This window comes from Nocardiopsis sinuspersici (assembly GCF_001998325.1).
Taxonomy (GTDB): Bacteria; Actinomycetota; Actinomycetes; order Streptosporangiales; family Streptosporangiaceae; genus Nocardiopsis; species Nocardiopsis sinuspersici.
Genome location: NZ_MCOK01000001.1, coordinates 192882 through 218926, shown reverse-complemented (window position 1 = coordinate 218926; position 26045 = coordinate 192882). Strand labels below are relative to the sequence as shown.

Here is a 26045-nt window from a genome sequence, read left to right as displayed (position 1 = left end):
GGCGACGGGCGGGACGAAGCGAAGCGAAGGCCCAAAGAGGACAGAGGGTTGGTTCGGGCGTCCACGGGGTTCTGGAGGTGACGGAGGCGAGACTGCGAGGAACGAGCCGTCTCACCGTAGGCGCCGAAGGTTCCCGTTCTCCGGACGCCCGAACACGGGCCGAAGCGAAGCGAAGGTCCAAAGAGAACGAGGACACTGCCTAGCGCAGGCCGGGGGAACGGCGCAGCGCGGAGGAGATCATCCGCTCCACGAGCGTCGCGTAGTCCACGCCGGTGGCGTCCCACATCTGCGGGAAGGCCGAGGCCGGGGTGAACCCGGGCATGGTGTTCAGCTCGTTGACGAGGATCTCGCCGCTCTCGGTGTAGAAGAAGTCCACGCGGGCCAGGCCCTCGCAGCCCATCGCCTCGAACACGTCGGCGGCCATCGCGCGCAGCCGCGCCGTGGCCTCCTCCGGGATCCGGGCGGGGATGGTCAGGCTGCTCGTGGACAGGTACTTGGCCTCGAAGTCGTAGAAGTCGAAGCCCTCGGCCACGTGCACCTCGGCCGGGAAGGACACGTCGGGCGTACCGCCGTCCTCGGACTCCAGTACGCCGCACTCGATCTCGCGGCCCACGACCTGCGCCTCCACCAGCACCTTGGGGTCGTGCTCGCGGGCGGCCTCCACGGCGGCGACCACCGCGTCGGCGTCGGAGGAGTCGCCGACCCTGCTGATGCCCACGCTGCTGCCCGCGCGGGCGGGCTTGACGAACACGGTGGCGCCCAGAGCGGCCACGTCGTCCAGCACACGCTTGCGCTCGTTGCGCCACTGGCGGTCCGAGATCGGCACGAAGTCGCTGGTGGGGATGCCGTTGCCGCGCAGCATGGCCTTCATGAAGACCTTGTCCATGGCCGCGGAGCTGGAGAAGACCCCGGCGCCCGCGTAGCGCACGCCCATCATCTCGAACAGGCCCTGGATGGTGCCGTCCTCGCCGAACGGCCCGTGCAGCAGCGGCAGCACGACGTCCACACCGGCCAGGCGCTCGGGCCCCCTGACCGGGTCGACCACCATGAGCTGGCCCGCCGCGTCGAAGGGCAGGGCGATGTCGGTGCCGTCCTCGGACACGGACGGCAGCGCCTTGGTCCCCGCGTCGATGCGCAGCCGCTCGGGATCGCCCGAGGTCAGCACCCAGTTGCCCGTGCGGGTGATACCGACCGGCACGACCTCGTAGCGGTCCTGGTCGATGACGGACAGCACGCTGCCCGCGGTGACGCAGGAGATCTCGTGTTCGGAACTACGTCCGCCGAAGACGACGGCGACCCGAATCTTGCGCTGCTCGGACGACATGCTGCCTGACCCTATCTCGCCTGTGAATGGAACCGGAATCGGGAGAAACCGTCGCGTGTCACCGTGCTCCGTCGAGGGCCGCCAGGGCGTCCTCGACGAGGTCGCGGGGGTCCTCCAACCCGATGGAGAACCGCACCGCACCCGGTGAGATGCCCGCGGCCGCCAGTTCGTCCGCGTTCATGTTGCGGTGGGAGGTGGAGGCGACGTGTCCGGCCAGCGTGTGCGTGCCGCCCAGCGAGGCGGCGATGGTCGCCACCCGCAGACGGTCGGCGAAGGCCATTCCGGCCTCCTCGCCCCCGCGCGGGTGCACCGTCACGACCGCGCCGTACCGTCCCTGGTCGAAGAGCTTGTCCGCCAGCGACGCCTGGGGGTGCGACTCCAGGGAGGGGTGGTCGACCCGCTCCACCAGGGGGTGTCCCTCCAGTGCGGCGGCGAAGACCGCGGCGCTCTCGCACTGGCGCTGCACCCGCAGCGGCAGGGTCTCCAGGCCCCGGTGCAGCAGGTAGGCCTCGTCGGGGGCCAGGCAGGGGCCCAGGTCCACGCGCGCCGAGCGGATCCGCTCGATCAGGGACGGCGAGGCCACGGCCACGCCGCCGGTGGTGTCGCTGTGGCCGCCGATGTACTTGGTGGCCGAGTGCACGACCACGTCGGCGCCGTGCTCCAGCGGGCGGCACACGGCCGGGGAGGCGAACGTGGAGTCCACGACCAGCGCGGCACCGGCCTCGCGGGCGGTCTGCGCCAGCGCGGGCAGGTCGGAGACGGTCATGGCGGGGTTGGACAGCGTCTCGGTGAACACCATCCGCGTGTCGGGGCCCACGGCGGCGCGCACCGCGTCCAGGTCGGTGATGTCCACGAAGTCGGTGCGTACGCCGAACCGGCGCAGCAGCCCGTCGAGCAGCGAGTGGGTGTTGCCGTAGATGGACTGCGACGCCACCACGTGCGCGCCCGCCTCGGTCAGCGCCATGAACACCGTGCTGAGCGCTCCCATGCCCGAGGCGAAGGCCTGCCCGCGCACCGACTCGGACAGGCCCGCTCCCTCCAGGGCCGCGACCCCGTCGGCGAACGCGTCCACGGTGGGGTTGTCGATGCGGGCGTAGGAGTAGCCCTGCCGCGTGCCCGCGAGCACGTCCGCGTACTCCTGGGAGGTGTCGAACGCGTAGGTGGTCGCCCGGTGGACGGCCATGCGCATCGGGCGCTCGGCGGGAACCGCTGCCCGCGGGAGGGACACCGCGCGGGTGTACTCGCCCTCGCTCCCGGTCCCGGCGGCGCTTCCTGGTGTGTGTGACATCGTGCTCGCTCTCAGACCCCGTAGCGCTCGGGCTTGGCGGTTCGCGCCATGAAGGCCACGAGCGCCTCGGCCGGACTCAGGTCGTGGTGCATCATCTTGACGACGGCCTCGGTGATCGGCAGGTCGACCCCGTTGGCCCATCCGAGTTCCAGGACGGACTCGGAGGACTTGACCCCCTCGGCCGTCTGCTTGGTCTCCGCGACGACCTGTTCCAGGGTCTTGCCCGCGCCCAGTTTCTCACCGAAGGTCCGGTTCCGCGACAACGGCGAGGAACATGTCGCCACGAGGTCACCCATCCCGGCCAGACCGGACAGGGTGTGCTCGTCGGCGCCCAGGGCCACCGCCAGGCGTGTGGTCTCGGCCAGGCCGCGGGTGATCAGGGAGGCCTTGGTGTTGTCCCCGAAGCCCATGCCCTCGGCCACGCCCACAGCCAGTCCGATCACGTTCTTCATCGCCCCGCCGATCTCCACCCCCACCAGGTCGGTGCTGGTGTAGGGGCGGAAGTAGGAGGACTTGAAGAGGCCCTGGAGCCGCACGGCCGTCTCCTCGTGCGGGCAGGCGACCACGGCGGTGGCGGGCTGGCGCTCGGCGATCTCCCGGGCCAGGTTGGGACCCGAGACGACCGCGATGCGCTCCTTCGGGTACTCCAGGACCTCCGCGATGATCTGGCTGACCCGCATGCTGGTGCCCAGCTCCACGCCCTTCATCAGGCTGACGACCACCGCGTCCTCACGCAGGTGGGGACGCCAGTCCATGAGGTTGGCCCGCAGGGTCTGCGACGGTACCGCCAGCACCACCACGTCGGCCCGCTCCAGCGCCTTGGCGGCGTCGGTGGTGGCGTGCAGCCGGGGGTTCAGCCCGATCCCGGGGAAGTAGTCCGGGTTCTCGGAGGTCTCGTTGATCGCGTCGACGACCGAGGACCGCCGTCCCCACAGGACCACCTCGGCCGCGGGGCCGTCCGGGTCCCTCTCCCGGGCCAGGTCGGCCGCGTCCGCGACGATGTTCGCGAACACGGTGCCCCAGGAGCCCGCGCCGAGAACGGCGATCCTCACGTTGTCGGTATCCATCCGCTGCGTCATGCCCCCGTGCTGCTCTTTCCGTTCTCGCCGTCCGGTCCGGACCGGCCGTCGGCCGGCGCCGTGCCGTCGACGGCCCCGCCGGTCTCCCCGCCGTCCTCGGCGGGCCGCTCCCCCGCGCCGCCGACCCGGTGCTCCGCCCGCTTGGCCTCGGAGGCCTCGGCACGCGCCCGCTTGAGGTCGTAGGGGACCGCGGGCGGCTCCTCGCCGCGGATCTGCGCCTGCAGGGCCGTGATGTCGGCCATGATCACCTCGGTGGCCTCCTTGAGGACCGACCCGGTCAGCGGCTGGTCCCGGAAGCGCGCCAGGTCCACCGGCGGACCGGCCCTGAACTCCAGGCGCTTGCGGGGGAACAGGCTGGGCTTCTTGGAACCGTAGGGCAGGATGTTCTGGTCGCCCCAGTGCGCCACCGGCACGACCGGCACGCCCGTGGTGAGCGCCAGGCGCGCCACACCGGTCTTGGCGGTCATCGGCCACAGGTCCGGGTCCCGGGTGCAGGTGCCCTCGGGGTAGAAGATCACCGAGGCCTCGTCGCGGGTGAGCGCCAGCTCGGCCTCCTGGAGTGCCTTGACCGCGTCGGTGCTGCCTCGCTTGACGGGGATCTGGCCCGTGCTCCTGGCCACCGCGCTCACCACGGGGATGCGCATGACCGAGTCCTTCATCGTGAAGGTCGGCCAGCGCCGGGCGCCGATGTAGAGGAAGTGGGCGACCGTCAGAGGATCCACCAGCGACAGGTGGTTGGCGGCGATGATCACCCCGCCCCGCTCCGGGACGTGCTCGGTGCCCTTCCAGTCCGGCTTGGTGACGAACCACAGGACGAACCGGACGACCCGGGAGACGACCGCCTTCACCCACCGCGATTCTCGTTGCTTGGCCACGGGACTCCTCACTCCATCACTGCCGGGCCCGTCCGGACCTCGCAGCACAACCGGTTCAGTCTAGGGCGCGTTCGCAGGTGTATGCCCTGCTGTGCGTCGTTCGGGCGGCGCCCGCGCCGCGCCTCCCCGTCCGGCGGGACGGGATCCCGGCACGCCCCGGAGCGCCCGCGCCGCGCGAACCCCGACCGCCTACCCTCGTCACTGTCACAGCCGTATCGATGTCCCGGGGGAACCGTGACCGGCTTCGGAGAACGGGGCGGGGCGCCGCGCCTCGGGGTGCGCTGGTCCCTGATCGTCCCAGTCAAGCACCTCAGCCGCGCCAAGTCGCGGCTGGCCCCGGCCGTGGGGGACCGCCGCGAGGACCTGGCGCTGGCCATCGCCTGTGACACGGTCTCCGCGGCGCTGCTCTGCCCCGGGGTCTCGGCGGTGTTCGCGGTGACCGAGGACCCGCGTGCGGGCGCCGAACTCGCCGAGCTGGGCGCGGTGGTGGTGGGCGGTGAGCCCGGCACGGGGCTCAACCCCGCGTTGGCGCACGGGGCTGCGGTCGCACGGCGGCGCCTGCCCGGTTCGGGGGTGTGCGCCCTGTCCGCGGACCTGCCCGCGCTGCGCCCGGAGGAGCTGGAGCGGGTCCTGGCGGCGGCGGCCGGGCACGGCAGGTCCTTCCTGCCGGACGCACCGGGGGTGGGCACGACCCTGCTCGCCGCGGCACCGGGGCATCCGCTCGCCCCGGCGTTCGAGGGGGCCTCGCGCGCACGTCACCTGTCCGGGGGCACCCGGGAGCTGGTGGTCCCGGGCGCGGCCTCGGTGCGGCGCGACGTGGACACCCCCGAGGACCTGCGCGCCGCGGTGGCGCTGGGCGTGGGCCCCCGGACGCGGGAGCTGTGGGAGCTGGTGGGCGGGGGCCTGTGCCCGCAGAACACGCCCTGAGCCCGTTCGGGACCGTATCCGGGGCCGTATCCGTGTCAGCGCGGCCGCATCCGGGCCGCGGCCCCGGCCGTCTCGGCCTGTACGGCACGGGAGTGCGCTCTCCCGGCCCGGAACCGCCCCTCCCTCACGGAGGGCGGCTGAGGGGGCCATGGGTGCGCTCCGGGCATCTGAGAGCCCTCTCGCGCCTCGGGCGCCTGCCCGAAAAGGTTCCGCCCGGGCCCCCTGAGGGAACCCGGGCGGACTCGACCCGTCGCTGTGCGGTGGCGGGCTACTTCTTGTCGCCGTTGACCAGGGCCTTGAAGTCAGCGCCGGCGCGGAACTTCGGTACGAAGCTCGCGGGGACGTTGATGGTGGCGCCGGTGGCGGGATTGCGGGCGGTACGAGCCGCACGCTCGGACTTCTCGAACACTCCAAAACCCGTGATGGCGACCTTGTCACCCGATGCCACGGTGGTCTGGATGGTTTCAAGCACAGCGTTGACCGCTTCGGTCGCGGTCTTCTTGTCTCCGAGACGATCGGAGATCGCGTCGATCAGGTCACGCTTGTTCATAAGGTTCCTCCGGTTCCCCCTTGCTCGCACGAAATTAGGGGAAACAGAGGCCCTTACACAAATACAAACGCCTGCGGGCAAGGCGTGTCGAGGCCTGTCCCCACCTGCGGAGCAGTCGCGGAGGAGCTCTGGTCCGGACCGGGAGCACCTTCCACTCCAGTCCCTTTTGACCCCTTCTGTGAACCTCAAATGCCTACGTATAACCGGATTCCGGGCGCTGGACACATCGAGCTTAAGGACAGAAGACCCGTAAGCAGGTGCTCACTCCAAGTGAAGGTAAAATATTTCTGGACCGGGGGTGTCCTACGTCACACAGGACTGAATCCCCGGCCCAGAAACCGATCCGTGCCCGCCTTCCGTGTCTACAGGGTCACGGGCAGCCAGGACTTGCGGGTGCTCTCGAAGGCTCCGATGGCGTCCGTGTGGCGCAGGGTCAGCGCGATGTCGTCCAGACCCTCCAGGAGCCGCCACCGGGTGTAGTCGTCCAGCTCGAAGGGCTCCCGCACGTTCGCCGCGGGAGAGCGCACCTCGCGCTCGACCAGGTCCACGGTGACCTCGGTGGCGGGGTCGGCCTCCACGGCCTCCCACAGCCGGTCGATGACCTCCTGCGGCAGCAGGACCGCCAGCAGGCCGCCCTTGAGCGCGTTGCCGCGGAAGATGTCGGCGAAGCGCGAGGACAGCACGACCCTGAAGCCGTGGTCCTGCAGCGCCCACACGGCGTGCTCGCGCGAGGAGCCCGTGCCGAAGTCCGGCCCGGCCACCAGCACGGACGCGTCCTGGTACTCGGGGCGGTTGAGGACGAAGTCCGGGTCGGACTTGCGCCACTCGGCGAACAGGCCGTCCTCGAAGCCGGTCCGGCTGACCCGCTTGAGGTAGACGGCCGGGATGATCTGGTCGGTGTCGACGTTGCTGGCGCGCAGCGGCACGGCCCGACCGGTGTGGACGTCGAATTTCTCCATGGGAGTCTCCTTACGGGTGCGCGCTACTGGGCGACCAGGTCGGCGGGCGAGGACAGCGTTCCGCGCACGGCGGTGGCGGCGGCGACCTGCGGCGACACCAGGTGGGTGCGGCCGCCGCGGCCCTGGCGGCCCTCGAAGTTGCGGTTGGAGGTGGAGGCGCTGCGCTCGCCGGGCTTGAGCTGGTCGGGGTTCATGCCCAGGCACATCGAGCAGCCCGCCTCGCGCCACTCCGCCCCGGCCTCCTCGAAGACCCTGCCCAGGCCCTCCTCGTTGGCCTGCTCCTTGACCCGCATGGAGCCCGGGACGACGAGCATGCGCACGCCCTCGGCGACCCTGCGGCCGCGGATGATCTCCGCGGCGGTCCGCAGGTCCTCGATGCGTCCGTTGGTGCACGAGCCGAGGAAGACGGTGTCCACCCTCACCTCGCGCATCGGCGTCCCCGCCTTGAGGTCCATGTAGGCCAGGGCCTTCTCGGCGGCGGCGCGGGCGGAGGGGTCCTCGTAGGAGGCGGGGTCGGGCACGGAGCCGTCCAGCGGCACGCCCTGGCCGGGGTTGGTGCCCCAGGTGACGAACGGGCTGAGCTCGTCGGCGTCCAGGACGACCTCGGCGTCGAAGACCGCGCCCTCGTCGGTGCGCAGGCTCTTCCAGTGCTCGACGGCGGCGTCGAAGTCCGCGCCCTTGGGCGCGTGGGGACGGCCCTCGATGTAGTCGAACGTGGTCTGGTCCGGCGCGATCATGCCGGCCCGGGCACCCGCCTCGATGGACATGTTGCACACCGTCATACGGGCTTCCATGGACAGGGCCTCGATGACCTCGCCCCGGTACTCGATGACGTAGCCCTGGCCGCCGCCGGTGCCGATCTTGGCGATGACCGCGAGGATGATGTCCTTGGCCGACACACCCGGCCTGAGCGTCCCGTCGACGGTGACGGACATGGTCTTGAAGGGGGCCATCGTCAGGGTCTGGGTGGCCAGGACGTGCTCGACCTGGCTGGTGCCGATACCGAAGGCCAGGGCGCCGAACGCCCCGTGGGTGCTGGTGTGGCTGTCACCGCAGACGACGGTCATACCGGGCTGGGTCAGGCCCAGCTGGGGGCCGACCACGTGCACGACGCCCTGGTCGATGTCGCCCATCGGGTGCAGGCGCACACCGAAGTCGGAGCAGTTCTTGCGCAGCGTCTCGACCTGTTTGCGGGAGACGGGGTCGGCGATGGGGGCGAGCAGGTCCTGGGTGGGGACGTTGTGGTCCTCGGTGGCGATGGTGAGGTCCGGCCGGCGCACGGACCTGCCTGCCAGGCGCAGCCCCTCGAAGGCCTGGGGGCTGGTCACCTCGTGGACGAGGTGAAGGTCGATGTAGAGCAGGTCCGGCTCGCCGTCGGCACGTCGGACGACGTGCTCCTCCCAGACCTTCTCGGCCATCGTGCGTGCCATGGGCGGTCGCCTCTCTCGTGTCATCTCGGGCGCGTCTCGTGTGGTGCCCCGCGCGGACTGCGGCTCGACTTGCATTCCATATTTCGAGACGGCAATATCAAGCCATGGACAACTCTAGCTCATCCAGCGGCGTTGGTGTTCTGGACAAGACAATGTCCGTTCTCGACGCCCTGGAGTCGGGACCCGCGTCCCTGGCCCGGTTGGTACAGATCACCGGTCTGGCCCGGCCCACGGCCCACCGCCTGGCCGTGGCACTCGAACGGCACCGCATGGTCACCCGCGACAGTCAGGGCCGCTTCGTCCTGGGCCCGCGCCTGGGCGAGCTCTCCATCGCCACAGGCGAGGACCGGCTGCTGGCCGTGGCCGCTCCCGTCCTGGTGCAGCTGCGGGACCTGACCGGGGAGAGCGCGCAGCTCTACCGCCGCCAGGGCGACCTGAGGGTGTGCGTGGCCGCCTCCGAGCGCAGCAGCGGCCTGCGCGACACGGTGCCGGTCGGCAGCGAGCTGCCCATGAACGCCGGTTCGGCCGCCCAGGTTCTGCTCGCCTGGGAGGACTCCGACCGGATCCGCCGCTCCCTGGTGGGGGCCCGCTTCACCGCGGCCAGCCTGGCCCAGGTGCGCCGCCGCCGGTGGGCCCAGAGCGTGGCCGAGCGCGAGCAGGGCGTGGCGTCGGTGTCGGCGCCGGTGTCCGGCCCCGGCGGGCGCGTGATCGCCGCCGTGTCGGTGTCCGGGCCCATCGAGCGGCTGACCCGCTCCCCCGGGCGCATCCACTCACAGGCGGTGCTGTCGGCGGCGGAGAAGATCAGCGAGTCCCTGCACACCTACGAGGGCGCCCGCTGAGGAGGCGCCCGTGGGCCCCGGGCCGGCGGTCAGGCGCCGACCAGGTCCATCGGCGACCTCGCCGCGATCGTCGCGGCCCCCGCCGTCCCGCCCCGCCGCGCGACGGTGAACCCGCGCCCGGGCGACAGGGCGATCATCCCCAGCCAGTCGCGCACGGTCATCCCGGGCACGAGCTCGGTGGTCTCCCCGCCCTCGTCCTCGTCGCCCTCCATGACGAAGGCGTGGATCCGCTTGCCGCTCACCGTGGCGAGCACGACCGGGTGCGGGAAGGAGTCCAGCCGGCGGAACACCTCGACGGCCTCGTTCCTCGGCGAGCACACAAAGACCGTGTACTTCCCGCCCGCGTCGCACACCTGCGGGTTCACGAGGAGGTAGCGGATGAACTCCGGGTTCGTGCGGGCGTGCTCCGCCAGGTGCCTCGCTATACGCCGCACGTCCGCGCCGTCGGAGTGGAGCACCAGGTTCAACCGGATCGCCCTGAAGTTCCTCAGGCCCCAGTCGATCTCGGTCATCTCGTCGCGGGTGGGCCAGTTCAGGCCGTCGTCGAGGTCGAGCCCGCGCAGCCACTCGTTGACCTCGGGCCACAACCAGGCGAGTGAGCGCCCCACCACCGTCTCGGGACGCGGGAAGGGCACGCCGTCATGCCGTTGACCGTGGACCCACTGGGTGACGTTCTGCCGTGTCCGCCCGGTGAGCTCGGCGATGTCGGAGACTCCGACCATGTCCCGGTCGAGCCGGACGATCCTCATGGACGGGACCAGCTCGTAGGCGCGCTTCACCACCGCGAACGCGGCGGCGACGGCGCTCTTCCCCTCACCGGAGACGGACATCCGGGGAACACCGTGGAAGGTCGAGACGAGCGCTCCCAGGTTCTCGCTGAGCGAGCGGACAGCGTCGTGGTCGTCCAGGGAGATCCCGTCCAGGACGAACACGAACTCGTACTCGTACTCGTACACAGCGCGGTCCTCCTTCCGCGGCGCCGACGTACACGGCCCCGCGCGAACCCCTTGTCCGCTGAACATCCAGCATCACATCCGCTGTTGACATACGTCAACACGGTCGAGCCTACCCTTACGGTCCACCGGTCCCCGCCCCCGGCTCCGAACCCGGCCTCACGCACCCGCGGCCGGCACCTAGCCGCGCGCGTCGCGGGGCCCCCGGCGCGGGTCGTCCTCGGGCAGCGGACAGCGCCTCGTCTGCCGCCGGATACGGCGGACCTCCCTGACGACGTTCCTGGGCGTCCCGGCCACCTGGAGCACGGAGCATCCGCAGTCGCAGTACAACCGCCCCCAGTGCCCCTCCTTGCGGAGCTCCCATCCCGACTTCGTCAGCTCCTTGAGCAGCTCCCGCATCCCCTTGTCGGGATGGTCCGCGGGGCTGATCTCCCTGCCCGTCACCCGCACGCTCCCCACGGGAGACGGGCACGGGGCCAAAAGCCGGCATCCGGCACAGCTGCACCCACTCTCCAGACGTGCTGACGGGACGGAAGGCTCGAGGCATCGTCCGCATCAGCATCCCAGAAGGGCGACCGGACCACCAAGGGGCCGCCCTCCGTGAGCGGACGGGGCGTCCGGGGCCCGCGAAACGCACAGGTCGCGCGGGGCGCGCGGCGCGGAGGGCGGGAAGCGCGGGAAAAGCGAAAAGGCCCCATCCCGAAGGATGGAGCCTCGCCGTGGTACCCCCGAGCGGATTCGAACCGCCGTTACCGCCTTGAGAGGGCGGCGTCCTAGGCCACTAGACGACGGGGGCCGGACTGCTGGACCGGTCTGAGCGAAGTGCGGTCGCATACCCGCTCGAACCGGACACCGGTGGCACGCACCAGCCAGAAAGAAAGCCCCCACATGAGTGGGAGCTCCTCCCTGCGCGTACCCCCGAGCGGATTCGAACCGCCGTTACCGCCTTGAGAGGGCGGCGTCCTAGGCCACTAGACGACGGGGGCGCATTTTCGGGCCCGCGGCCCGTGATGTCCACAGCTTCCCGAGGACATGCGCTGGGCTACCAGGACTCGAACCTAGACTAACTGAACCAGAATCAGTCGTGCTGCCGATTACACCATAGCCCAATGCTCTGGGAGGACCTGGTAGCTCTTCGCTTCCCTGTCCCCCTCGGCGACGTGGATAACTCTAGCGGAGATTCCGAGTGGTCGCGAATCGAAATCGGGGTGGCCGGCCTGTGGTTCCGGCCACCCCGGCGCGGGCTCCCGGGCTCAGGCCCCGGCCGCGTCCTCCCCGGTACCCAGCTTCTCCAGGGCCGCCGCCAGCCGCGCCTGGACGCGCTCGCGTCCGAGCAGCTCCAGCGACTCGAACAGCGGCAGCCCGACCGTGCGGCCGGTGACCGCCACGCGCACGGGGGCCTGCGCCTTGCCCAGCTTCAGCCCCAGCGACGCGCCGACCTCCTCGGTGGCGGCCTTGAGCGCTTCGGCGTTCCAGGGCAGCCCGGGATCGGCGAAGCGGGCCAGGGCGGCCTGCAGCATCTCCCTGCCCACGCCCGGCTTCATCGCCTTGGACCAGCTCTTCTCGTCCTCGACGGGCTCCTTCAGGAACAGGAAGTCCACGTTCGGCACGATCTCGCTGAGCACCGCCACACGGCTCTGCGCGAGCGGGGCCACGGCGGCGAAGACCTCGGGGTCGTAGTCGGCCGGGTCCCACGGGACGGAGTCGCCGGCCAGCCACGGCCGGCAGCGCTCGACGAACTCCTCGACGGTGAGCGCGCGGATGTACTCACCGTTGAAGGCGCGCAGCTTCTTCTCGTCGAAGAAGGCGCTGGAGCTGTTGACGTCCTCGACACGGAAGAGCGGCTGCATCTGCGACCACGGCATGATCTCGCGGTCGTCGCCCGGCGCCCAGCCCAGCAGCATGAGGTAGTTGACCATCGCCTCGGGCAGGTAGCCCTCCTCCTGGTAGGACTCCAGGGCGACCTTGTCGCGGCGCTTGGACAGCTTCTTGCGCTGCTCGTTGACGATGACCGGAAGGTGCGCCCACACCGGCGGGGCCAGGTCCAGCGCCTCCCACAGCAACTGCTGCTTGGGGGTGTTGGACAGGTGCTCCTCGCCGCGGATGACGTGGGTGATGCGCATCTCGACGTCGTCGACGACATTGGCCAGGACGAACAGCGGCGAGCCGTCGGCCCGGGCGATCACGAAGTCCTCGATGGCGGAGTGCTCGAACTCCACCCGGCCGCGGATCCGGTCGTCCACGACCGTGGGGCCGCCCTCGGGCACCCGGAAGCGCAGCGCCCGGCCCGGGCCGGGCGCCAGGTTGCGGTCGCGGCAGAAGCCGTCGTAGCCCAGGTTGGGGTTGTCGCGCCGCTCCTGCACCTGCTCGCGGGTGCAGTCGCAGTAGTAGGCACGGCCGCTCTTGTGCAGCTCCTGCGCGGTCTCCCGGTGCTTGTCGGCGTAGTCCGACTGGAAGTAGGGCCCCTCGAAGTGCGGGTCGTCCTCGCCGATGCCGAGCCAGGCCAGCGCGCGGACGATCCCCTCGGTCCACTCGGGACGGTTGCGGGCGGCGTCGGTGTCCTCGACGCGCAGCACCATGCGGCCCTCGGGCCGCTGCTGTGCCAGCGCCCAGTTGAAGAGGGCGGAGCGCGCGCCACCGACGTGGAACATGCCCGTGGGGGACGGGGCGAAGCGGGTACGAATCGAAGTCTCAGTCACGCGCCCAGGGTATCCGCGCCGCGCGGGGCCCCGTGGGAATCCGCTGGTCCCCGCGTCCCGCACGGCCGCGGCCCCCTCACCCTCCGGCGGTCTCCGCCGGCGACGAGGACAGGGGACGGGGATAGGGCTCACCGATCCCGTACGCGGCCGCCAGGGCGTCGGCGAACGCGGCGGCGATCTTGACCTCTCCCCCCGCGTCGGGGTGGGTGCCGTCATAGGTGTCGCCGGACACGTCCCAGTCCTCGCTGCCCGCGATGTCCAGGCTGGTCACCGGCGACTCCTCCGTGGACATGTCGGCGGCGACCTCGCGGACCAGCATGTTGTAGGCGTACAGGCGCAGGGCGAAGCCCTCGTCGGAGTCGGCGAGGGCGATGGGCGGGGCCTCGGCCAGCACCACGCGCAGGTTCGGGTTGCCCTTGCGGGCCGACTCCACGTAGTCGCGCAGGCGGTACTCCATCTCGTCCACGCCGACCGGCCACAGCAGGTCGTTCACGCCGAGCATGACGCACAGCACGTCGGGCTCGTGGACGCGGACCTCCTCCTGGATGGAGGCGGCGGCGTCGCGCAGGGTGCGCCCCCACAGGGCGTTGTGCTGCTGGTCGAAGTCGGGGTCGCGGTACTCCGCGGTGTCCGGGTCTCCGTCCGTGCCGGGCCAGACGACGTCCCCCGGCCCCTCCGGCCCCTCCGCCGGCACCGTGCCCCCGGGCTCCGGCCCGCCGGCCGACGGGTCGGCCGCGCCGTCCTCCTGGTAGCCCTCGGCGGGGTCCTCGGAGGGGCTCGGCGCCTCCTCGTGCTCGGTGGTGGGCACCGGGAAGATCATGTTCCGCGAGGCGGGATCGGTGTAGGGGCCGACGAAGTCCACCCCCTCCACCTGCGGGGAGAGGTGGTTCCACAGGTGGTAGCGCCAGGTCCGGTCACCGTTGGCGCCCTGGGTCATCGAGTCGCCCGCCAGCATGATGCGGTGCGTTTTCACGGGTGCCTCCGCTTCGGTGTCGGGGCCGCCCTCAGCGCGCACGGCCGTCCAGTAGACGGACCCCGCGGCCACCAGCACGAGGGAGAGCACACCGGCGAGCACGAGGAGGCCGGTACGGCGGCGCCGGGGGATGGTCACGTGCTTCCTCCGCTCTTCGGCGGGGCCGGCGGCGCCGGGCGCCGCCGGTCCCGCGGTCTGTCCGGGCGCGGACCTCACGCCGCGCACGGGCCCGGGTTCAGTCCCGGGCGACCACCCTGTTGCTGATGGTGCCCAGCCGCTCCACCGTCACCGAGACCTCCTGTCCGATCTCGACCGGCCCCACACCGGCGGGCGTGCCGGTGAGGACCACGTCACCCGGGAGCAGCGTCATGAAGGAGGAGACGTGGGCGATGATGTCCGGGATGTCGTGGATGAACTGTGACGTTCGTCCTTCCTGCCGGGTCTGGCCGTCCACGGTGGTGGTGATGGCCAGCTCCTGCGCCTCCTCGATGCTCATGCCCGTGGTGATCCAGGGTCCGAGGGGGCAGAAGGAGTCGAAGCCCTTGGCCCGCGTCCACTGCTTGTCCTTCTTCTGCAGGTCGCGGGCGGTGACGTCGTTGGCCACGGTGTAACCGAGGATGACGTCCTTGGCGCGCTCGCGCGGCACCTCCCGGCAGGGCCGGGCGATGACGATGGCGAGCTCGCCCTCGTAGTCGACCCGCTCGGAGGCCTCGGGGTAGAAGACGGCGTCGTGGGGTCCGGTCACGGCGGTGGAGGGCTTGAGGAAGACCACGGGCTCGTCGGTGGACTCCCCCGTGACGTCCTTCATCTCGGCGACGTGGTCGGCGTAGTTCTTGCCGACGCAGACCACCTTGGTGGGCAGTACCGGTGACAACAGGCGGACGTCGGAGAGCTTCGCCCGCTCGCCGGTCAGCTTGATGTCGCCGAGGAGGGGGTGTCCGCTCAGCCGTGCGACGAACTCCTCCCCGCTGTCCGAATCGGTCTCGACCAGGCCGAACCCGACCTCGTCACCGGCCGCGAACCGTGCGATGCGCACCTGTATGCCTCCCAGCAGCCCTGTTCTCTCTCTTGCGTCTGAAGGGTATCGGCGCGGCGGGCGCCAACGGTGCCGACCGGTCGTGTGGAGGCTCCGAAGGGGCGCGCGGGATGCGCGAAGACATCCCATGAGCACACGGATACTCTTGAATCCTCTGATGTGGCACAAGGCGGCGAAGCCCTGCCACACCTGGCTTTCCTGGACACTGCCTTGGCTTTTCCTTGGGGCGGACTCTGGCATGCTGGGTCCGTCATCCGCTGCTGAGGGGTTGATCCTCGTGCCCACGTCCACTCCGCCCACGGGCCGGCCCCGTGCCCGGCACCGTCGTCGACGCCGGTACCCGATGGGGCTGGCGCTGGGACTGTGCCTGGTGTCCGGAGCCTCCGCCGTGCTCATGGTCAGTGCGCCCGAGCCTCCGGCCGGCTCCGGCGATCCCGTCGAGACCTCGGCCTCCGGCCCCGTCGGGGACGGCGTTCCCGACAGCTCCGACGACCGGCGCACACAGCAGTCGGCCGAGAGCACCACCTCCCCCGCCCCGGGAGAGGGCTCGGGGGAGAAGCCCCCGGTCCTGCTCCGCTCGGTGGAGGAGGAGGTCGACAGCGCCGACGGCGAGCTCAGCGTCGTGGAGGGTGAGAGCGAGGTCATGGGCGAGGGCCCGCTGACGACCTTCGCCGTGGAGGTCGAGGAGGGGCTGCCCGGCGAGACCGAGGACTTCGCGGCCGCCGTGGAGAAGATCCTGGGCGACCCGCGCAGCTGGCGCGCCGACGACGAGCGCTCCGTGCAGCGTGTGGACGACGAGGACGCGGACGTCCGCGTGCTGCTGGCCGCCCCGGACACCGTGGACCGGCTGTGCGCCCCGCTGAACACCAACGGGTACGTGTCCTGCGCCAACGGCAACCGGGCCATCATCAACCAGAACCGCTGGGTGTCGGGTGTCCCCCACTTCGAGGGCGACCTGAGGACCTACCGGATCTACCTGATCAACCACGAGGTGGGCCACACCCTGGGCCGCGGCCACGTCGACTGCCCCGGCGAGGGCGAGCTGGCGCCGGTGATGCAGCAGCAGACCCTGAGCCTGCAGGGCTGTGAGCGCAACGGCTGGGTCCACCCGGAGAACGACTCCGAGAACTGACGCGCCCGGGAACCGCGGCGTCGGGACCGGCCCCGGCACTCGCGCCGACCGGGACCGCGCACGTGCTCAGTGCCCGGCCACCGGGCCTGAACACCGGCACTCGGGGTAGCGGTACGGGGACAAGGAGCTATACCGACCGCCGCGCGGGTGGTCCGTGCTGCCGAGGAGGGACCGCGCATGCTGGTGATGGGCATCAAACCCGGCCACGATGGTTCGCTGGCCGTCATCGAGGACGGAAGACTCGTCCTGTCGCTGGAATCGGAGAAGGACTCCTTCCCCCGCCACGCCGAGGTCACGCCGATGACCTTCCTCGACGTGGCCGAACGCGTCGGCCGCATGCCCGACGTCGTCGCCCTGGGCGGCTGGGAGGCGACCGGGGGCGCCACGCACCGCCCGGTCGGCGCCGGATACGACGGAACGGCCCCGCCCGAGCTGAGGAAGATGCGGTTCCTCGGTGAGCAGGTGACCCACTTCTCCTCCTCCCACGTGCGCTCCCACATCATGTCGGCCGTGGGGATGGCGCCGCGCGAGTACCACTCCCAGCAGGCCGTACTGGTCTGGGAGGGCGTCGTCGGGTCCTTCTACCTGCTGGACGGCTCCCTCACCGTGGTCCGTGAGATCCCCGTGCTCTCGGAGCCGGGCGCGCGCTACGCCTTCCTGTTCGCGATCGCCGACCCGACCTTTCCCGGCTCCGGCGCGGTGCCCGACCTGGACTTCAGCGGCAAGCTCATGGCCCTGGCCTCCTACGGCGACGCCGACGCCGCCGACGCCCGGACCGCGGAGGCCGTGGAGCGCGTCCTCGACGTCGACACGATCTACCCCGCGCCCAAGGACCTGTTCCGCGACGCGCCGTTCCACAACACGGGCGTGACCGCTCCGGAGGCCGTGAACGCGGCAGCGCTGCTGAACCGGCGTATCTTCGAGGTGTTCGCCGAGGCGGCCGAACGCCACCTGCCCCCCGGGCTCCCGCTGCGCATCGCGGGGGGATGCGGCCTCAACTGCGACTGGAACACGCTGTGGCGCCGGTCGTCGTTCTTCTCCTCGGTGTTCGTGCCCCCGTGCACCAACGACTCCGGTTCGGCGATAGGCACGGCGATCGACGCCCAGTACGCGATGACGGGCGACCCGTTCGTCGACTGGGAGGCGGACAGCGGCCTGGAGTTCGTCCGGGACGCCGAGCCGGACCCGGGCCGGTGGGAGCGCCTGCCCCTGGACCACGGGGAGCTCTCCCGGCTGATCGGCGGGGGCCACGTCGTGGCGTGGGTGCAGGGCCGCTGGGAGATCGGGCCCCGGGCTCTGGGCCACAGGTCGATCCTGGCCGAGCCGTTCGCGGCCGCCACCCGCGACCGGCTCAACACGATCAAGAAGCGCGAGGACTACCGGCCCATCGCCCCCTGTTGCAGGATCGAGGACGTCGGCAAGGTGTTCGGGGAGGACTTCCCCGACCCCCACATGCTCTACTTCCGCACCCTGCGCTCGTCCGACTTCGCGGCGGTCACGCACGTGGACGGGTCCGCGCGCGCCCAGACCGTGGAGCCGGCGCAGAACCCGCCGCTGCACGCGCTGCTGTCGGCCTTCGCCGACCGCCACGGTGTCGGGATGCTGTGCAACACGTCCCTGAACTTCAAGGCGCGCGGGTTCGTCAACCGGATGTCCGACCTGGTGGACTTCTGTGAGGCGCACGGGTTGGACGACATGGTCGTGGACGACGTCTGGTTCCGTCGGCGCGGGGCCTGAGCGGCTCCCGGACGCCGGGGCCGCCGGGGCGGGGATCGGTGACCGCTCCCGGATGGACGAGGACCATCTGCTGGAGGTCCTGTCCAAGCGCGTCAGGTGACGCGCACGAACGAACGCGGGCGGGGGGCGCGGAGGCGGTGCCGTCACCGCTCCCGCGCCCCTCTCCCGTCCCGGTGGAGGGGGATCCGCGCTCCCCCGTCAGCTCTGCGGGTAGCCCTGCCGGAGCAGCCCGTAGGTGACGGCCTGTTCGAGCGCGACCCACGACGCGTCGATGACGTTGGGGCCCACACCGACCGTGGTCCACTCCCCCGTCCCGTCGCCGAAGGTGATGAGGATGCGTGTGATGGCGTTGGTACCGGAGGTGCCCTCCAGGATGCGGACCTTGTAGTCCGTCAGCTCCAGTCCGGCCAGCGCGGTGTAGACCCCCTCCATGGAGTTGCGCAGTGCCCGGTCCAGCGCGTTCACCGGGCCGTTGCCCTCCGCGGTGGCGATCACGCGCTCGCCCTTGACCCGCAGCTTGACGGTGGCCTCGGTGCCGCTCTCGTAGTCGTTGGACAGGGGGCTGGAGCCGCTGCGGGGACGGCGCTCGGTGATGACCCGCCAGGACTCGGTGTCGAAGTAGCGGACCGGCCGGCCCAGCTCCTCGCGCAGCAGCAGTTCCAGGGAGGCGTCGGCGGCCTCGAAGCTGTAGCCCGACAGCTCCAGGCCCTTGACCCGCTCCACGACCCGCCCCGACAGGGCCCGGTCCCCGGACAGGTCCAGGCCCAGCTCCTGGGCCTTGAGCTCGATGGAGGCGCGCCCGGCCATGTCCGAGACGAGCATGCGCATGGTGTTGCCGACCAGCCCGGGGTCGGTGTGCTGGTACAGGTCGGGGTCGACCTTGATGGCCGAGGCGTGCAGTCCGGCCTTGTGGGCGAAGGCCGACACCCCCACGTAGGGCTGGTGGGTGTCGGGGGCGAGGTTGACGATCTCGGCGATGGCGGTGGCCACGCGGGTCATCTCGGCCAGGCAGCCCTCGGGCAGGACCTCCTGGCCGCGCTTGAGGGTGAGCGCGCCGACCACGGAGAACAGGTTGGCGTTGCCCACCCGCTCGCCGTACCCGTTGGCGGTGCACTGCACGTGGGTGGCGCCCGCGTCGACGGCGGCGAGGGTGTTGGCGACGGCGCAGCCGGTGTCGTCCTGGGCGTGGATGCCCAGGCGCGCGCCGGTGGCCTCGCGGACCTCGGTGACGACTCGGGCGACGTCGGCGGGGAGCATGCCGCCGTTGGTGTCGCACAGGACGACGACGTCGGCCCCGGCCCCGGCGGCGGTGCGGACCACGTCGAGCGCGTGGTCGGGGTTGTGGTGGTATCCGTCGAAGAAGTGCTCGCAGTCCACGAACACGCGCTGGCCGTGTTCACACAGGTGGGACACCGTGTCGGAGATCATGGCGAGGTTCTCGTCGAGGGTCGTGCGCAGTGCGCGTTCGACGTGCCGGTCGTCACTCTTGGCGACAAGGGTGACGACCGACGCGCCGCTGTCGCGCAGGGCGGCCACCTGTGGGTCGTCGGCGGCCCTCACACCGGCACGGCGGGTCGCGCCGAACGCGGTGAGTCGCGCGTGTTCCAGCGTCAGCTCTCGTGAAGCGCGCTGGAAGAACTCGGTGTCCTTGGGGTTCGACCCCGGCCACCCTCCCTCGATGAACGCCACCCCGAACTCGTCCAGCAGCTTCGCGATGGCCAGCTTGTCGGAGACCCGCAGGTTGATCCCCTCGCGCTGGGCCCCGTCGCGCAGCGTGGTGTCGAAGACGTGGAAACTGTCGTCCCTCATGGGTGGAACTCCCGAAGGTGGATGCTGTGGTGTGGCCGACCGGTCCCCGCCAACAAAAAAGACCCCTCGTGGACACGAGAGGTCAGCGCGCTGGCGAGGTCCGATGGTCAGCCAGCGCGCCTCACGATAATGAGAACCTGAGACGGCATGAGGTCAGTGTGCCACACGGTGGCGGAGTCTCCGGTGCTCAACGGCCGATTGTCCCATCATTCGAGATACGAATTCCTCACACCGGACATATCCGCTGCTCCGCCGGGGGCCCGGGGTGACACACCCGGGACGGAGGTGGCCACCGGGATCGGTACCGCGTCGGGGGCACCGCGAACCCCTGCGCCGGGGCAGGCGTAACGCGTCGTCCGGACGAACGCGACCGAGAGCAGTGTGAGGGCGATGAGGACCCCTCCGCTGACCAGGGCTATCCCTGGGGTGAACGGAACGAACAGCAGCGTGCTCACGAACTCGGTTCCGATCAGAGCGAAGAGGAGCACACGGATGGTGAGTGGTGTGAGCCGAGTGCAGATCCAGGCCCCGAGCGGTGCCCCCACCACGACGACCGGCACGGAGGCGATCCAGTAGTCGCGGACCGGCCCCGTGAAGTCCCCGACGACGAAGGCATGGGCGAGGAAGGCCGCGATCGACACCACGGTCATCATGACCACCGTGGTCGGTGTCGCCACCTTCTCGGAGACGCGGAAGAGCAGGACCAGCAGGAGGAACATCACGCAGTTCTCGCCCACCCCGGCCACACCGCTGAGCAGGCCCCCCGCGAGGCCGAAACCACTGACCAGCAACACCTCGCGCGCTCCCCAGCGGGGGACGCGGGGGTGACGCCGGTACCCCCGCTGGCGCAGTTGCAGCGCCAGGGCGATCGCCAGGGCGACCAGCAGCATGGTGAACAGGGCACGGACCGTCGGCAGCGGCACCAGGGGCGCGATGAGGACGACGCTGGTGAGGACGCCGACCACCCCGGCGGAGGAGCCGTACAGGATCACCCGCCCTTCGACGGGCACCCTGGAGCCCAGGATCGAGAGGGACGCGGCGCCCATGCCGAGCGACTGGATCGCGAAGGTGAAGACCCGGGCCCGGTCGGCGGGTACGTCCAGCACCTTGGTCAGCACGGGGAAGGCGATCGCCCCGCCTCCCTCGCTCGTCCCTCCGCCGACGAGTGACCCGAAGACCATCGTCAGCGCTACAGCCCAGTGGTCGGCCAGGGCGTCGAGGTACCGGGCCCCCCACACGAACGCCCACACGGCCCACACCAGGAGTCCGACCAGAGCGTTGACGGCGAGCATACGGGGCCTCCGGAGGAGGCGTCTGCCGTCTTTTCTCATGGCACGAAGGTCGCACGCGCCGGAAGGCGGCGACCACTCCTGCTCTGCGGTCCGCGCACAACAGGGCGGGCCGCCCGGATCCCGTCCGGGCGGCCCGCCGGATCACCCTAGAACCTGGTGATCCAGCCGTACTTGTCGGCGCGCAGGCCCGTCTGCAGGCCCACCAGCTCCTCGCGCAGGCGCATGGCGACCGGGCCCGGGGTGCCGTCGCCGATGGTGAACTCGCCGTCGTCGCTCTTGACGTGGCCGACGGGGGTGATCACGGCCGCGGTGCCGCAGGCGAACACCTCGGTGATCTCACCGGACTCGGCGGCCTCGCGCCACTCGTCGGTGGAGATCGACGCCTCCTCGGCCGGGATGCCCAGGTCGGGGGCCAGGGTCAGCAGCGACTCGCGGGTGATGCCCGGCAGCAGCGTCCCGGTCAGCGCGGGTGTGCGCAGCCGCGCGTCCTCACCCGAGCCGAACACGAACCACAGGTTCATGCCGCCCATCTCCTCGACCCAGCGGTGCTCGCGGGCGTCGAGCCAGACCACCTGGTCGCAGCCCTTCTCGACGGCCTGGGCCTGGGCCAGGAAGCTGGCCGCGTAGTTGCCCGCGAACTTGGCCGCGCCCGTGCCGCCCGGCGCGGCGCGCGTGTAGTCCTTGGACAGCCACACCGTCACCGGCTTGACGCCGCCCGAGAAGTAGGAGCCGACCGGCGAGGCGATCAACAGGTAGACGTAGGAGCGGGACGGGTGGTTGACGCCGAGGCCGACGTCCGTGGCGATCATGAACGGGCGCAGGTACAGGCTGAAGCCCTCCTTGCCGGGGACCCAGTCGCCGTCGTGCTCCACGAGGAGCTCGATGGACCTGAGGAAGAGCTCCTCGGGAAGCTCGGGCATCGCCATGCGCGCCGCGCTGCGGTTGAAGCGGGCCGCGTTGGCCTCCGGCCTGAAGGAGGCGAGCGAGCCGTCGGGGTGCCGGTAGGCCTTGAGGCCCTCGAAGATCTCCTGGGCGTAGTGCAGGGCGGCGGTGGCCGGGTCCAGGCTCAGCGGGCCGTACGGCTCCAGCTTCGCGTCGTGCCACCCCTTCCCCTCGGTGTAGCGGATGCTCACCATGTGGTCGGTGAACACCTGGCCGAACCCCGGGTTCTCCAGCAGTGCCTCTCGCTCCTGCGGGGTCTTCCGCGTGTCGGAGAGCTGGATCTCGAACGCCAACCCGCTTGTGGTGGTGTCGTTGTTCATGTGTCGGTGGTCCTCTCGGGTGCATCAGGTCGGCAGCATCGCCGACCTGGAATCTAGTCTGGCGGAAGAGCGCACCCGTTGCCAGGGCAGGAGCACCGCACACGAAGCGGCGACGGGCGCGCCCGGTTCTCCAGGCGCGCCCGTCGGCGGTGGTTCGGTGGGGCCGTCGGCCGCGCCTCGGAAAAGAAGAGGGCAGGGCTTCCGGCGTGTGGCCTCAGCCCTGCTCGGCTACTCGCGCGGCGAGGTCGTCGCCGATCTGGGAGGTGGAGCGGACCGCGCCGCTCTGCGCGCGGGTCTTGAGGTCCGCGGCGACCGCGTCCTCGATCCGGCGGGCCGCCTCGGGCACGCCGAGGTGGTCCAGCATGGTGACGGCCGAGAGCACCGTGGCGGTGGGGTCGGCCTTGCCCTGGCCCGCGATGTCGGGCGCGGAGCCGTGGACGGGCTCGAACATGCTGGGGAAGTCACGGCCGGGGTTGATGTTCCCGCTGGCGGCCAGTCCGATGCCGCCGGCGATGGCGGCGCCGATGTCGGTGATGATGTCGCCGAAGAGGTTGTCGGTGACCACCACGTCGAAGCGGGCGGGCTGGTTGACGAAGAACATCGACGCGGCGTCGACGTGGCAGTAGTCCACGGCGACCTGCGGGTACTCGGCGCCGACCTCGCGGACCACGCGCTGCCACAGCTCTCCGGCGAAGCTCAGGACGTTGTCCTTGTGCACCAGGGTGAGCTTCCTGCGCGGGCGCGCTGCGGCCTTGTCGAAGGCGTAGCGGACGACGCGCTCGACACCGAAGCGGGTGTTGACGCTGTCCTGGGTGGCGATCTCGTGCGGAGTGCCCTTGCGCAGGACGCCCCCGGCGCCGGCGTAGGGGCCCTCGGTGCCCTCGCGGACCACCAGCATGTCGATGTCCTCGGGGCCCACGCCCGCCAGGGGACTGTCCACACCCGGGTAGAGGCGGACCGGCCGCAGGTTGACGTGGTGGTCGAAGTCGAAGCGCAGGCGCAGCAGCAGGCCGCGCTCCAGCACGCCGCTGGGCACCGACGGGTCGCCGACGGCGCCCAGGTAGACGGCCTCGTGTCCGGCCAGCTCGGTCTCGACCGAGTCGGGCAGGGTCTCACCGGTGCGGTGCCAGAGCTTGGCGCCAAGCTCGTACTCGGTGGTCTCGATGGCGAGGTCGTGCTGGGAGGCCGCGACCTCCAGCACCTTGAGGCCCTCGGCGATGACCTCGGGGCCGATCCCGTCGCCGGGAATGACCGCCAGTTTCACGGTGCGCGCTGCCATACGGACTGCCTCTGATTCGGACACGGCCCCACCGGCTTCTTCTCGAATAGTGAGACCAGGATGAGCACTGGGTGAGACAACCCTATCGCCCCGGCGGACTGCCGTCACCCCGTGGACCCGAGGCGGCCCACGGGTCTCCGGCGGTCCGCCGGGGCCCCTCCCCTCCCGGGCGGGCCGTCTCAGGCTCGGCGGTTGAGCGCGTCCTGCAGGGCTCGGTTGATCTCGTCCTGGGAGTCGGACGTGGACGGGTACTCGGTCATGTCGTACATGCGGTTCCTCCGGATGCGTTGCGTGACCGGTTCCGGGAACGGCTCGGCCACGGGTGCTGATGCTCTACGCGATGTGCCCCACCGGGCCCGGGGCGGATGGAGCCGGACGGAGGTGGAGCGCGGAACGTGGGCGACGGTGTCCACGGAGGAAGGAGCCCCGCCCAGGCGGGATCGTCTGCCGTAGGACGCCGGCACGGGCCCCGGTCGGGGCGGGTGCGGCGCCGGGCGGCGGCATCGGACGGTGTTCCGCGTGCCGCTGACTCCTAGGACTTCAGAATATCGGATGTCCAACTATATGACCAGGATTTCTCACCATGTGAGACCAGTGCGTGTCTCCCCTGGTCGGAGCCCACACGGGTCGCCCGGACCGCCCGGGCGGCGGGCCCGGCCCGGCCGGATCGGCCCGGGCCGCCCTTCCCGGGAAACACGAGGGGGCCGCACCGCGCCGCCTCCACCGGTGTGGTGGAGACGGCGCGCGTGCGGCCCCGAGCGGTCTCGGAAGGCGTCCGGAGCCCCGCGCTCCGGCGTCGGCGTCCTGCTGCGTGATCTCGTACCTACGGCGTGGTCCGGCGCTCCGGCCCGCTACGAGTACGCGGTCGACCCGGCGTGGACCTCGTGGTCCACACCCGCGGCGCTTCCGGTCAAGCCCCGGTCCCTAGTCCTCCAGGTCGATCTGGCGGTTGATGTCGGCCTCGATCTCGCCGGAGATCGAGTTGAGGATCTCCTCGGGCACGGCGGAGTCCACGGTGAGCGCGATCAGCGCCTTGCCGCCCTCCTCGTCCCGGATGACCTGCATGCCCGCGATGTTGACGCCCGCGTCGCCGAGCAGGGCGCCGACCTTGCCGACGACGCCGGGGCGGTCCTCGTAGGACAGGAACACCATGTGCTCGGCCAGGCCGATCTCCATGGTGTAGTTGTTGATCTCCACCAGCTTCTCGACCTGGCGGGGACCGGTCAGGGTGCCCGAGACCGACACGCGGGTGCCGTCGGCGAGCACGCCGCCGACCGTGATGAGGTTGCGCCAGTCACTGCTGTCGTCGCTGGTGACGAGGTTGACCTCCACACCGCGCTCCTTGGCGAGCAGCGGGGCGTTGACGAAGGTCACGGTGTCCTCGACCACGTCGGCGAAGACGCCCTTGAGGGCGGCCAGCTCCAGGACCTTGACGTCGTGGGAGGCGATCTCGCCGCGCACCTCGACGTTGATGCGGCTGGCGATCGTGCCCGCGAGCGAGGTGAACACGCGGCCGAGCTTCTCGGTCAGCGGCAGGCCGGGCTTGATCTCCTCGGCCACACCCGTGCCCTGGACGTTCACCGCGTCCGGGACGAACTCGCCCGACAGGGCCAGCTTGACCGAGCGGGCGACCTGGGTACCCGCCTTCTCCTGGGCCTCGGCGGTGCTGGCGCCCAGGTGGGGGGCGACCACGACGTTCTCGAACTCGAAGAGCGGGCTGTCGGTGCACGGCTCCTTGGCGAACACGTCGATACCCGCGCCGGCCACACGGCCGTCCTTGAGGGCCCGGTAGAGCGCGTCCTCGTCGAGGATGCCGCCGCGCGCGGCGTTGATGATCCGCACGTTGGGCTTGACCTTGTTCAGGGCCTCGTCACCGATCAGGCCCAGCGTGTCCTTGTTCTTGGGCAGGTGGATGGTGATGAAGTCCGAGCGCTCCAGCAGCTCGTCCAGCGTGGTCATCTCCACGCCGATCTGGGCCGCGCGGGCGGGCTGCACGAAGGGGTCGTAGGCGATGACCCTGGTGCCGAAGGCCGAGAGGCGCTGCGCGACCAGGGCGCCGATGCGGCCGAGGCCGACCACGCCGACGGTCTTCTCGTACAGCTCGACGCCGGTGTACTTGGACCGCTTCCACTCGCCGTTGATGAGCGCGTTGTGCGCCGGGGCGGTGTTGCGGGCGCTGGCCAGCAGCAGGTTGATGGCCTGCTCGGCGGCGCTGATGATGTTGGAGGTCGGGGCGTTGACCACCAGGACGCCGGCCTTGGTGGCGGCGTCCACGTCCACGTTGTCCAGACCGACACCGGCCCGGGCGACCACCTGCAGGCGGGAGGCCGCGGCCAGCGCCTCGGCGTCCACCTGGGTCGCGCTGCGCACGATGAGGGCGTCGACGTCGGCGAGGGCGGGGAGGAGCTCGGAGCGGTCGGCGCCATCGACGTGGCGCACCTCGAAGTCATCCTCGAGCAGCGCGATTCCGGCGGGCGAGAGCTTTTCCGCTACGAGTACGGCGGGTTTGGGCACAACGGTTCCTTTTCGGGTGGTGCGACCCGATCGCGCAGGTGATGGGCACTGCCCGGATCGGGGGTGACGGCCGGTCTGAAGTCTACTG

21 protein-coding genes and 3 tRNA genes are annotated in these 26045 nt (G+C 71.0%); 4 read left to right on the top strand and 20 right to left on the bottom strand.

Annotated features, from left to right (window positions below; genetic code table 11):
- Nucleotides 1–199 precede the first annotated feature (199 nt).
- Genes NOSIN_RS00915 through NOSIN_RS00900 form a run of 4 tightly spaced genes read right to left on the bottom strand, consistent with a single transcriptional unit; the run spans nt 200 to nt 4566 of the window.
- A complete protein-coding gene (locus NOSIN_RS00915) occupies nt 200–1324 on the bottom strand; it encodes a D-alanine--D-alanine ligase family protein (protein WP_077688912.1) in 1125 nt (374 codons plus the stop codon).
- A gap of 58 nt (nt 1325–1382) precedes the next feature.
- Entirely contained in the window at nt 1383–2612 is a 1230-nt protein-coding gene (locus NOSIN_RS00910) for a trans-sulfuration enzyme family protein (protein ID WP_077688911.1), read from the bottom strand.
- An 11-nt stretch (nt 2613–2623) separates the two neighbouring features.
- A complete protein-coding gene (locus NOSIN_RS00905) occupies nt 2624–3679 on the bottom strand; it encodes an NAD(P)H-dependent glycerol-3-phosphate dehydrogenase (RefSeq protein WP_077693329.1) in 1056 nt (351 codons plus the stop codon).
- Nucleotides 3680–3687: 8 nt separating this feature from the next.
- On the bottom strand, nt 3688–4566 hold the full coding sequence (locus tag NOSIN_RS00900) for a lysophospholipid acyltransferase family protein (RefSeq protein WP_077688910.1): 879 nt from the start codon (nt 4564–4566) through the stop codon (nt 3688–3690).
- Nucleotides 4567–4800: 234 nt separating this feature from the next.
- Between NOSIN_RS00900 and cofC the strand changes: the two genes are divergently transcribed.
- On the top strand, nt 4801–5493 hold the full coding sequence (gene cofC / locus NOSIN_RS00895; RefSeq protein WP_171986542.1) for a 2-phospho-L-lactate guanylyltransferase: 693 nt from the start codon (nt 4801–4803) through the stop codon (nt 5491–5493).
- Nucleotides 5494–5761: 268 nt separating this feature from the next.
- Here the strand turns inward: cofC and NOSIN_RS00890 are convergent, their stop codons facing one another.
- The 3 genes from NOSIN_RS00890 to leuC form a co-directional block, all read right to left on the bottom strand.
- On the bottom strand, nt 5762–6043 hold the full coding sequence (locus NOSIN_RS00890; RefSeq protein WP_017576946.1) for an HU family DNA-binding protein: 282 nt from the start codon (nt 6041–6043) through the stop codon (nt 5762–5764).
- Between the two features lie 362 nt (nt 6044–6405).
- Nucleotides 6406–7002, bottom strand: coding sequence for a 3-isopropylmalate dehydratase small subunit (gene leuD / locus NOSIN_RS00885; protein WP_077688909.1), 597 nt, complete (start codon nt 7000–7002; stop codon nt 6406–6408).
- 23 nt (nt 7003–7025) lie between these two features.
- Nucleotides 7026–8432, bottom strand: coding sequence for a 3-isopropylmalate dehydratase large subunit (gene leuC, locus NOSIN_RS00880; protein ID WP_077688908.1), 1407 nt, complete (start codon nt 8430–8432; stop codon nt 7026–7028).
- A 152-nt stretch (nt 8433–8584) separates the two neighbouring features.
- Between leuC and NOSIN_RS00875 the strand changes: the two genes are divergently transcribed.
- The gene (locus tag NOSIN_RS00875) at nt 8585–9271 is read left to right on the top strand and encodes an IclR family transcriptional regulator (protein WP_077688907.1); all 687 of its coding nucleotides are present in this window, start codon (nt 8585–8587) and stop codon (nt 9269–9271) included.
- 29 nt (nt 9272–9300) lie between these two features.
- Here NOSIN_RS00875 and NOSIN_RS00870 read toward each other — a convergent pair whose 3' ends face one another.
- From NOSIN_RS00870 to NOSIN_RS00835, 8 genes are all read right to left on the bottom strand, one after another.
- A complete protein-coding gene (locus tag NOSIN_RS00870; RefSeq protein ID WP_077688906.1) occupies nt 9301–10227 on the bottom strand; it encodes a helix-turn-helix transcriptional regulator in 927 nt (308 codons plus the stop codon).
- A 177-nt stretch (nt 10228–10404) separates the two neighbouring features.
- Nucleotides 10405–10668, bottom strand: a complete 264-nt coding sequence (locus NOSIN_RS00865; RefSeq protein ID WP_077688905.1) for a hypothetical protein — start codon at nt 10666–10668, stop codon at nt 10405–10407.
- 276 nt (nt 10669–10944) lie between these two features.
- Nucleotides 10945–11020 (bottom strand) — tRNA-Glu (locus NOSIN_RS00860).
- A 117-nt stretch (nt 11021–11137) separates the two neighbouring features.
- Nucleotides 11138–11210, bottom strand: a tRNA-Glu gene (locus NOSIN_RS00855).
- A gap of 51 nt (nt 11211–11261) precedes the next feature.
- Nucleotides 11262–11333, bottom strand: a tRNA-Gln gene (locus NOSIN_RS00850).
- Nucleotides 11334–11477: 144 nt separating this feature from the next.
- A complete protein-coding gene (gene gltX, locus NOSIN_RS00845) occupies nt 11478–12923 on the bottom strand; it encodes a glutamate--tRNA ligase (protein ID WP_077688904.1) in 1446 nt (481 codons plus the stop codon).
- Nucleotides 12924–12999: 76 nt separating this feature from the next.
- Nucleotides 13000–14034 (bottom strand): GDSL-type esterase/lipase family protein, encoded by a 1035-nt coding sequence (locus NOSIN_RS00840; protein WP_077693327.1) that lies wholly within the window; start codon nt 14032–14034, stop codon nt 13000–13002.
- A gap of 97 nt (nt 14035–14131) precedes the next feature.
- Nucleotides 14132–14932 (bottom strand): fumarylacetoacetate hydrolase family protein, encoded by an 801-nt coding sequence (locus NOSIN_RS00835; protein WP_077688903.1) that lies wholly within the window; start codon nt 14930–14932, stop codon nt 14132–14134.
- A 343-nt stretch (nt 14933–15275) separates the two neighbouring features.
- Between NOSIN_RS00835 and NOSIN_RS00830 the strand changes: the two genes are divergently transcribed.
- Both NOSIN_RS00830 and NOSIN_RS00825 read left to right on the top strand, forming a co-directional pair.
- A complete protein-coding gene (locus NOSIN_RS00830) occupies nt 15276–16064 on the top strand; it encodes a DUF3152 domain-containing protein (RefSeq protein WP_077688902.1) in 789 nt (262 codons plus the stop codon).
- Between the two features lie 177 nt (nt 16065–16241).
- Nucleotides 16242–17801 (top strand): carbamoyltransferase C-terminal domain-containing protein, encoded by a 1560-nt coding sequence (locus tag NOSIN_RS00825; RefSeq protein ID WP_077688901.1) that lies wholly within the window; start codon nt 16242–16244, stop codon nt 17799–17801.
- Nucleotides 17802–17999: 198 nt separating this feature from the next.
- Here the strand turns inward: NOSIN_RS00825 and cimA are convergent, their stop codons facing one another.
- From cimA to serA, 5 genes are all read right to left on the bottom strand, one after another.
- Complete coding sequence (gene cimA / locus NOSIN_RS00820; protein ID WP_077688900.1) at nt 18000–19610, bottom strand: citramalate synthase; 1611 nt, start codon at nt 19608–19610, stop codon at nt 18000–18002.
- A 206-nt stretch (nt 19611–19816) separates the two neighbouring features.
- Nucleotides 19817–20902 (bottom strand): TSUP family transporter, encoded by a 1086-nt coding sequence (locus NOSIN_RS00815; RefSeq protein ID WP_227014742.1) that lies wholly within the window; start codon nt 20900–20902, stop codon nt 19817–19819.
- Nucleotides 20903–21048: 146 nt separating this feature from the next.
- Nucleotides 21049–22164, bottom strand: coding sequence for a branched-chain amino acid aminotransferase (locus NOSIN_RS00810; RefSeq protein WP_077688898.1), 1116 nt, complete (start codon nt 22162–22164; stop codon nt 21049–21051).
- Between the two features lie 214 nt (nt 22165–22378).
- Complete coding sequence (locus NOSIN_RS00805; RefSeq protein WP_077688897.1) at nt 22379–23443, bottom strand: 3-isopropylmalate dehydrogenase; 1065 nt, start codon at nt 23441–23443, stop codon at nt 22379–22381.
- A gap of 924 nt (nt 23444–24367) precedes the next feature.
- Nucleotides 24368–25957 (bottom strand): phosphoglycerate dehydrogenase, encoded by a 1590-nt coding sequence (gene serA / locus NOSIN_RS00800; protein ID WP_077688896.1) that lies wholly within the window; start codon nt 25955–25957, stop codon nt 24368–24370.
- Nucleotides 25958–26045: the final 88 nt, after the last annotated feature.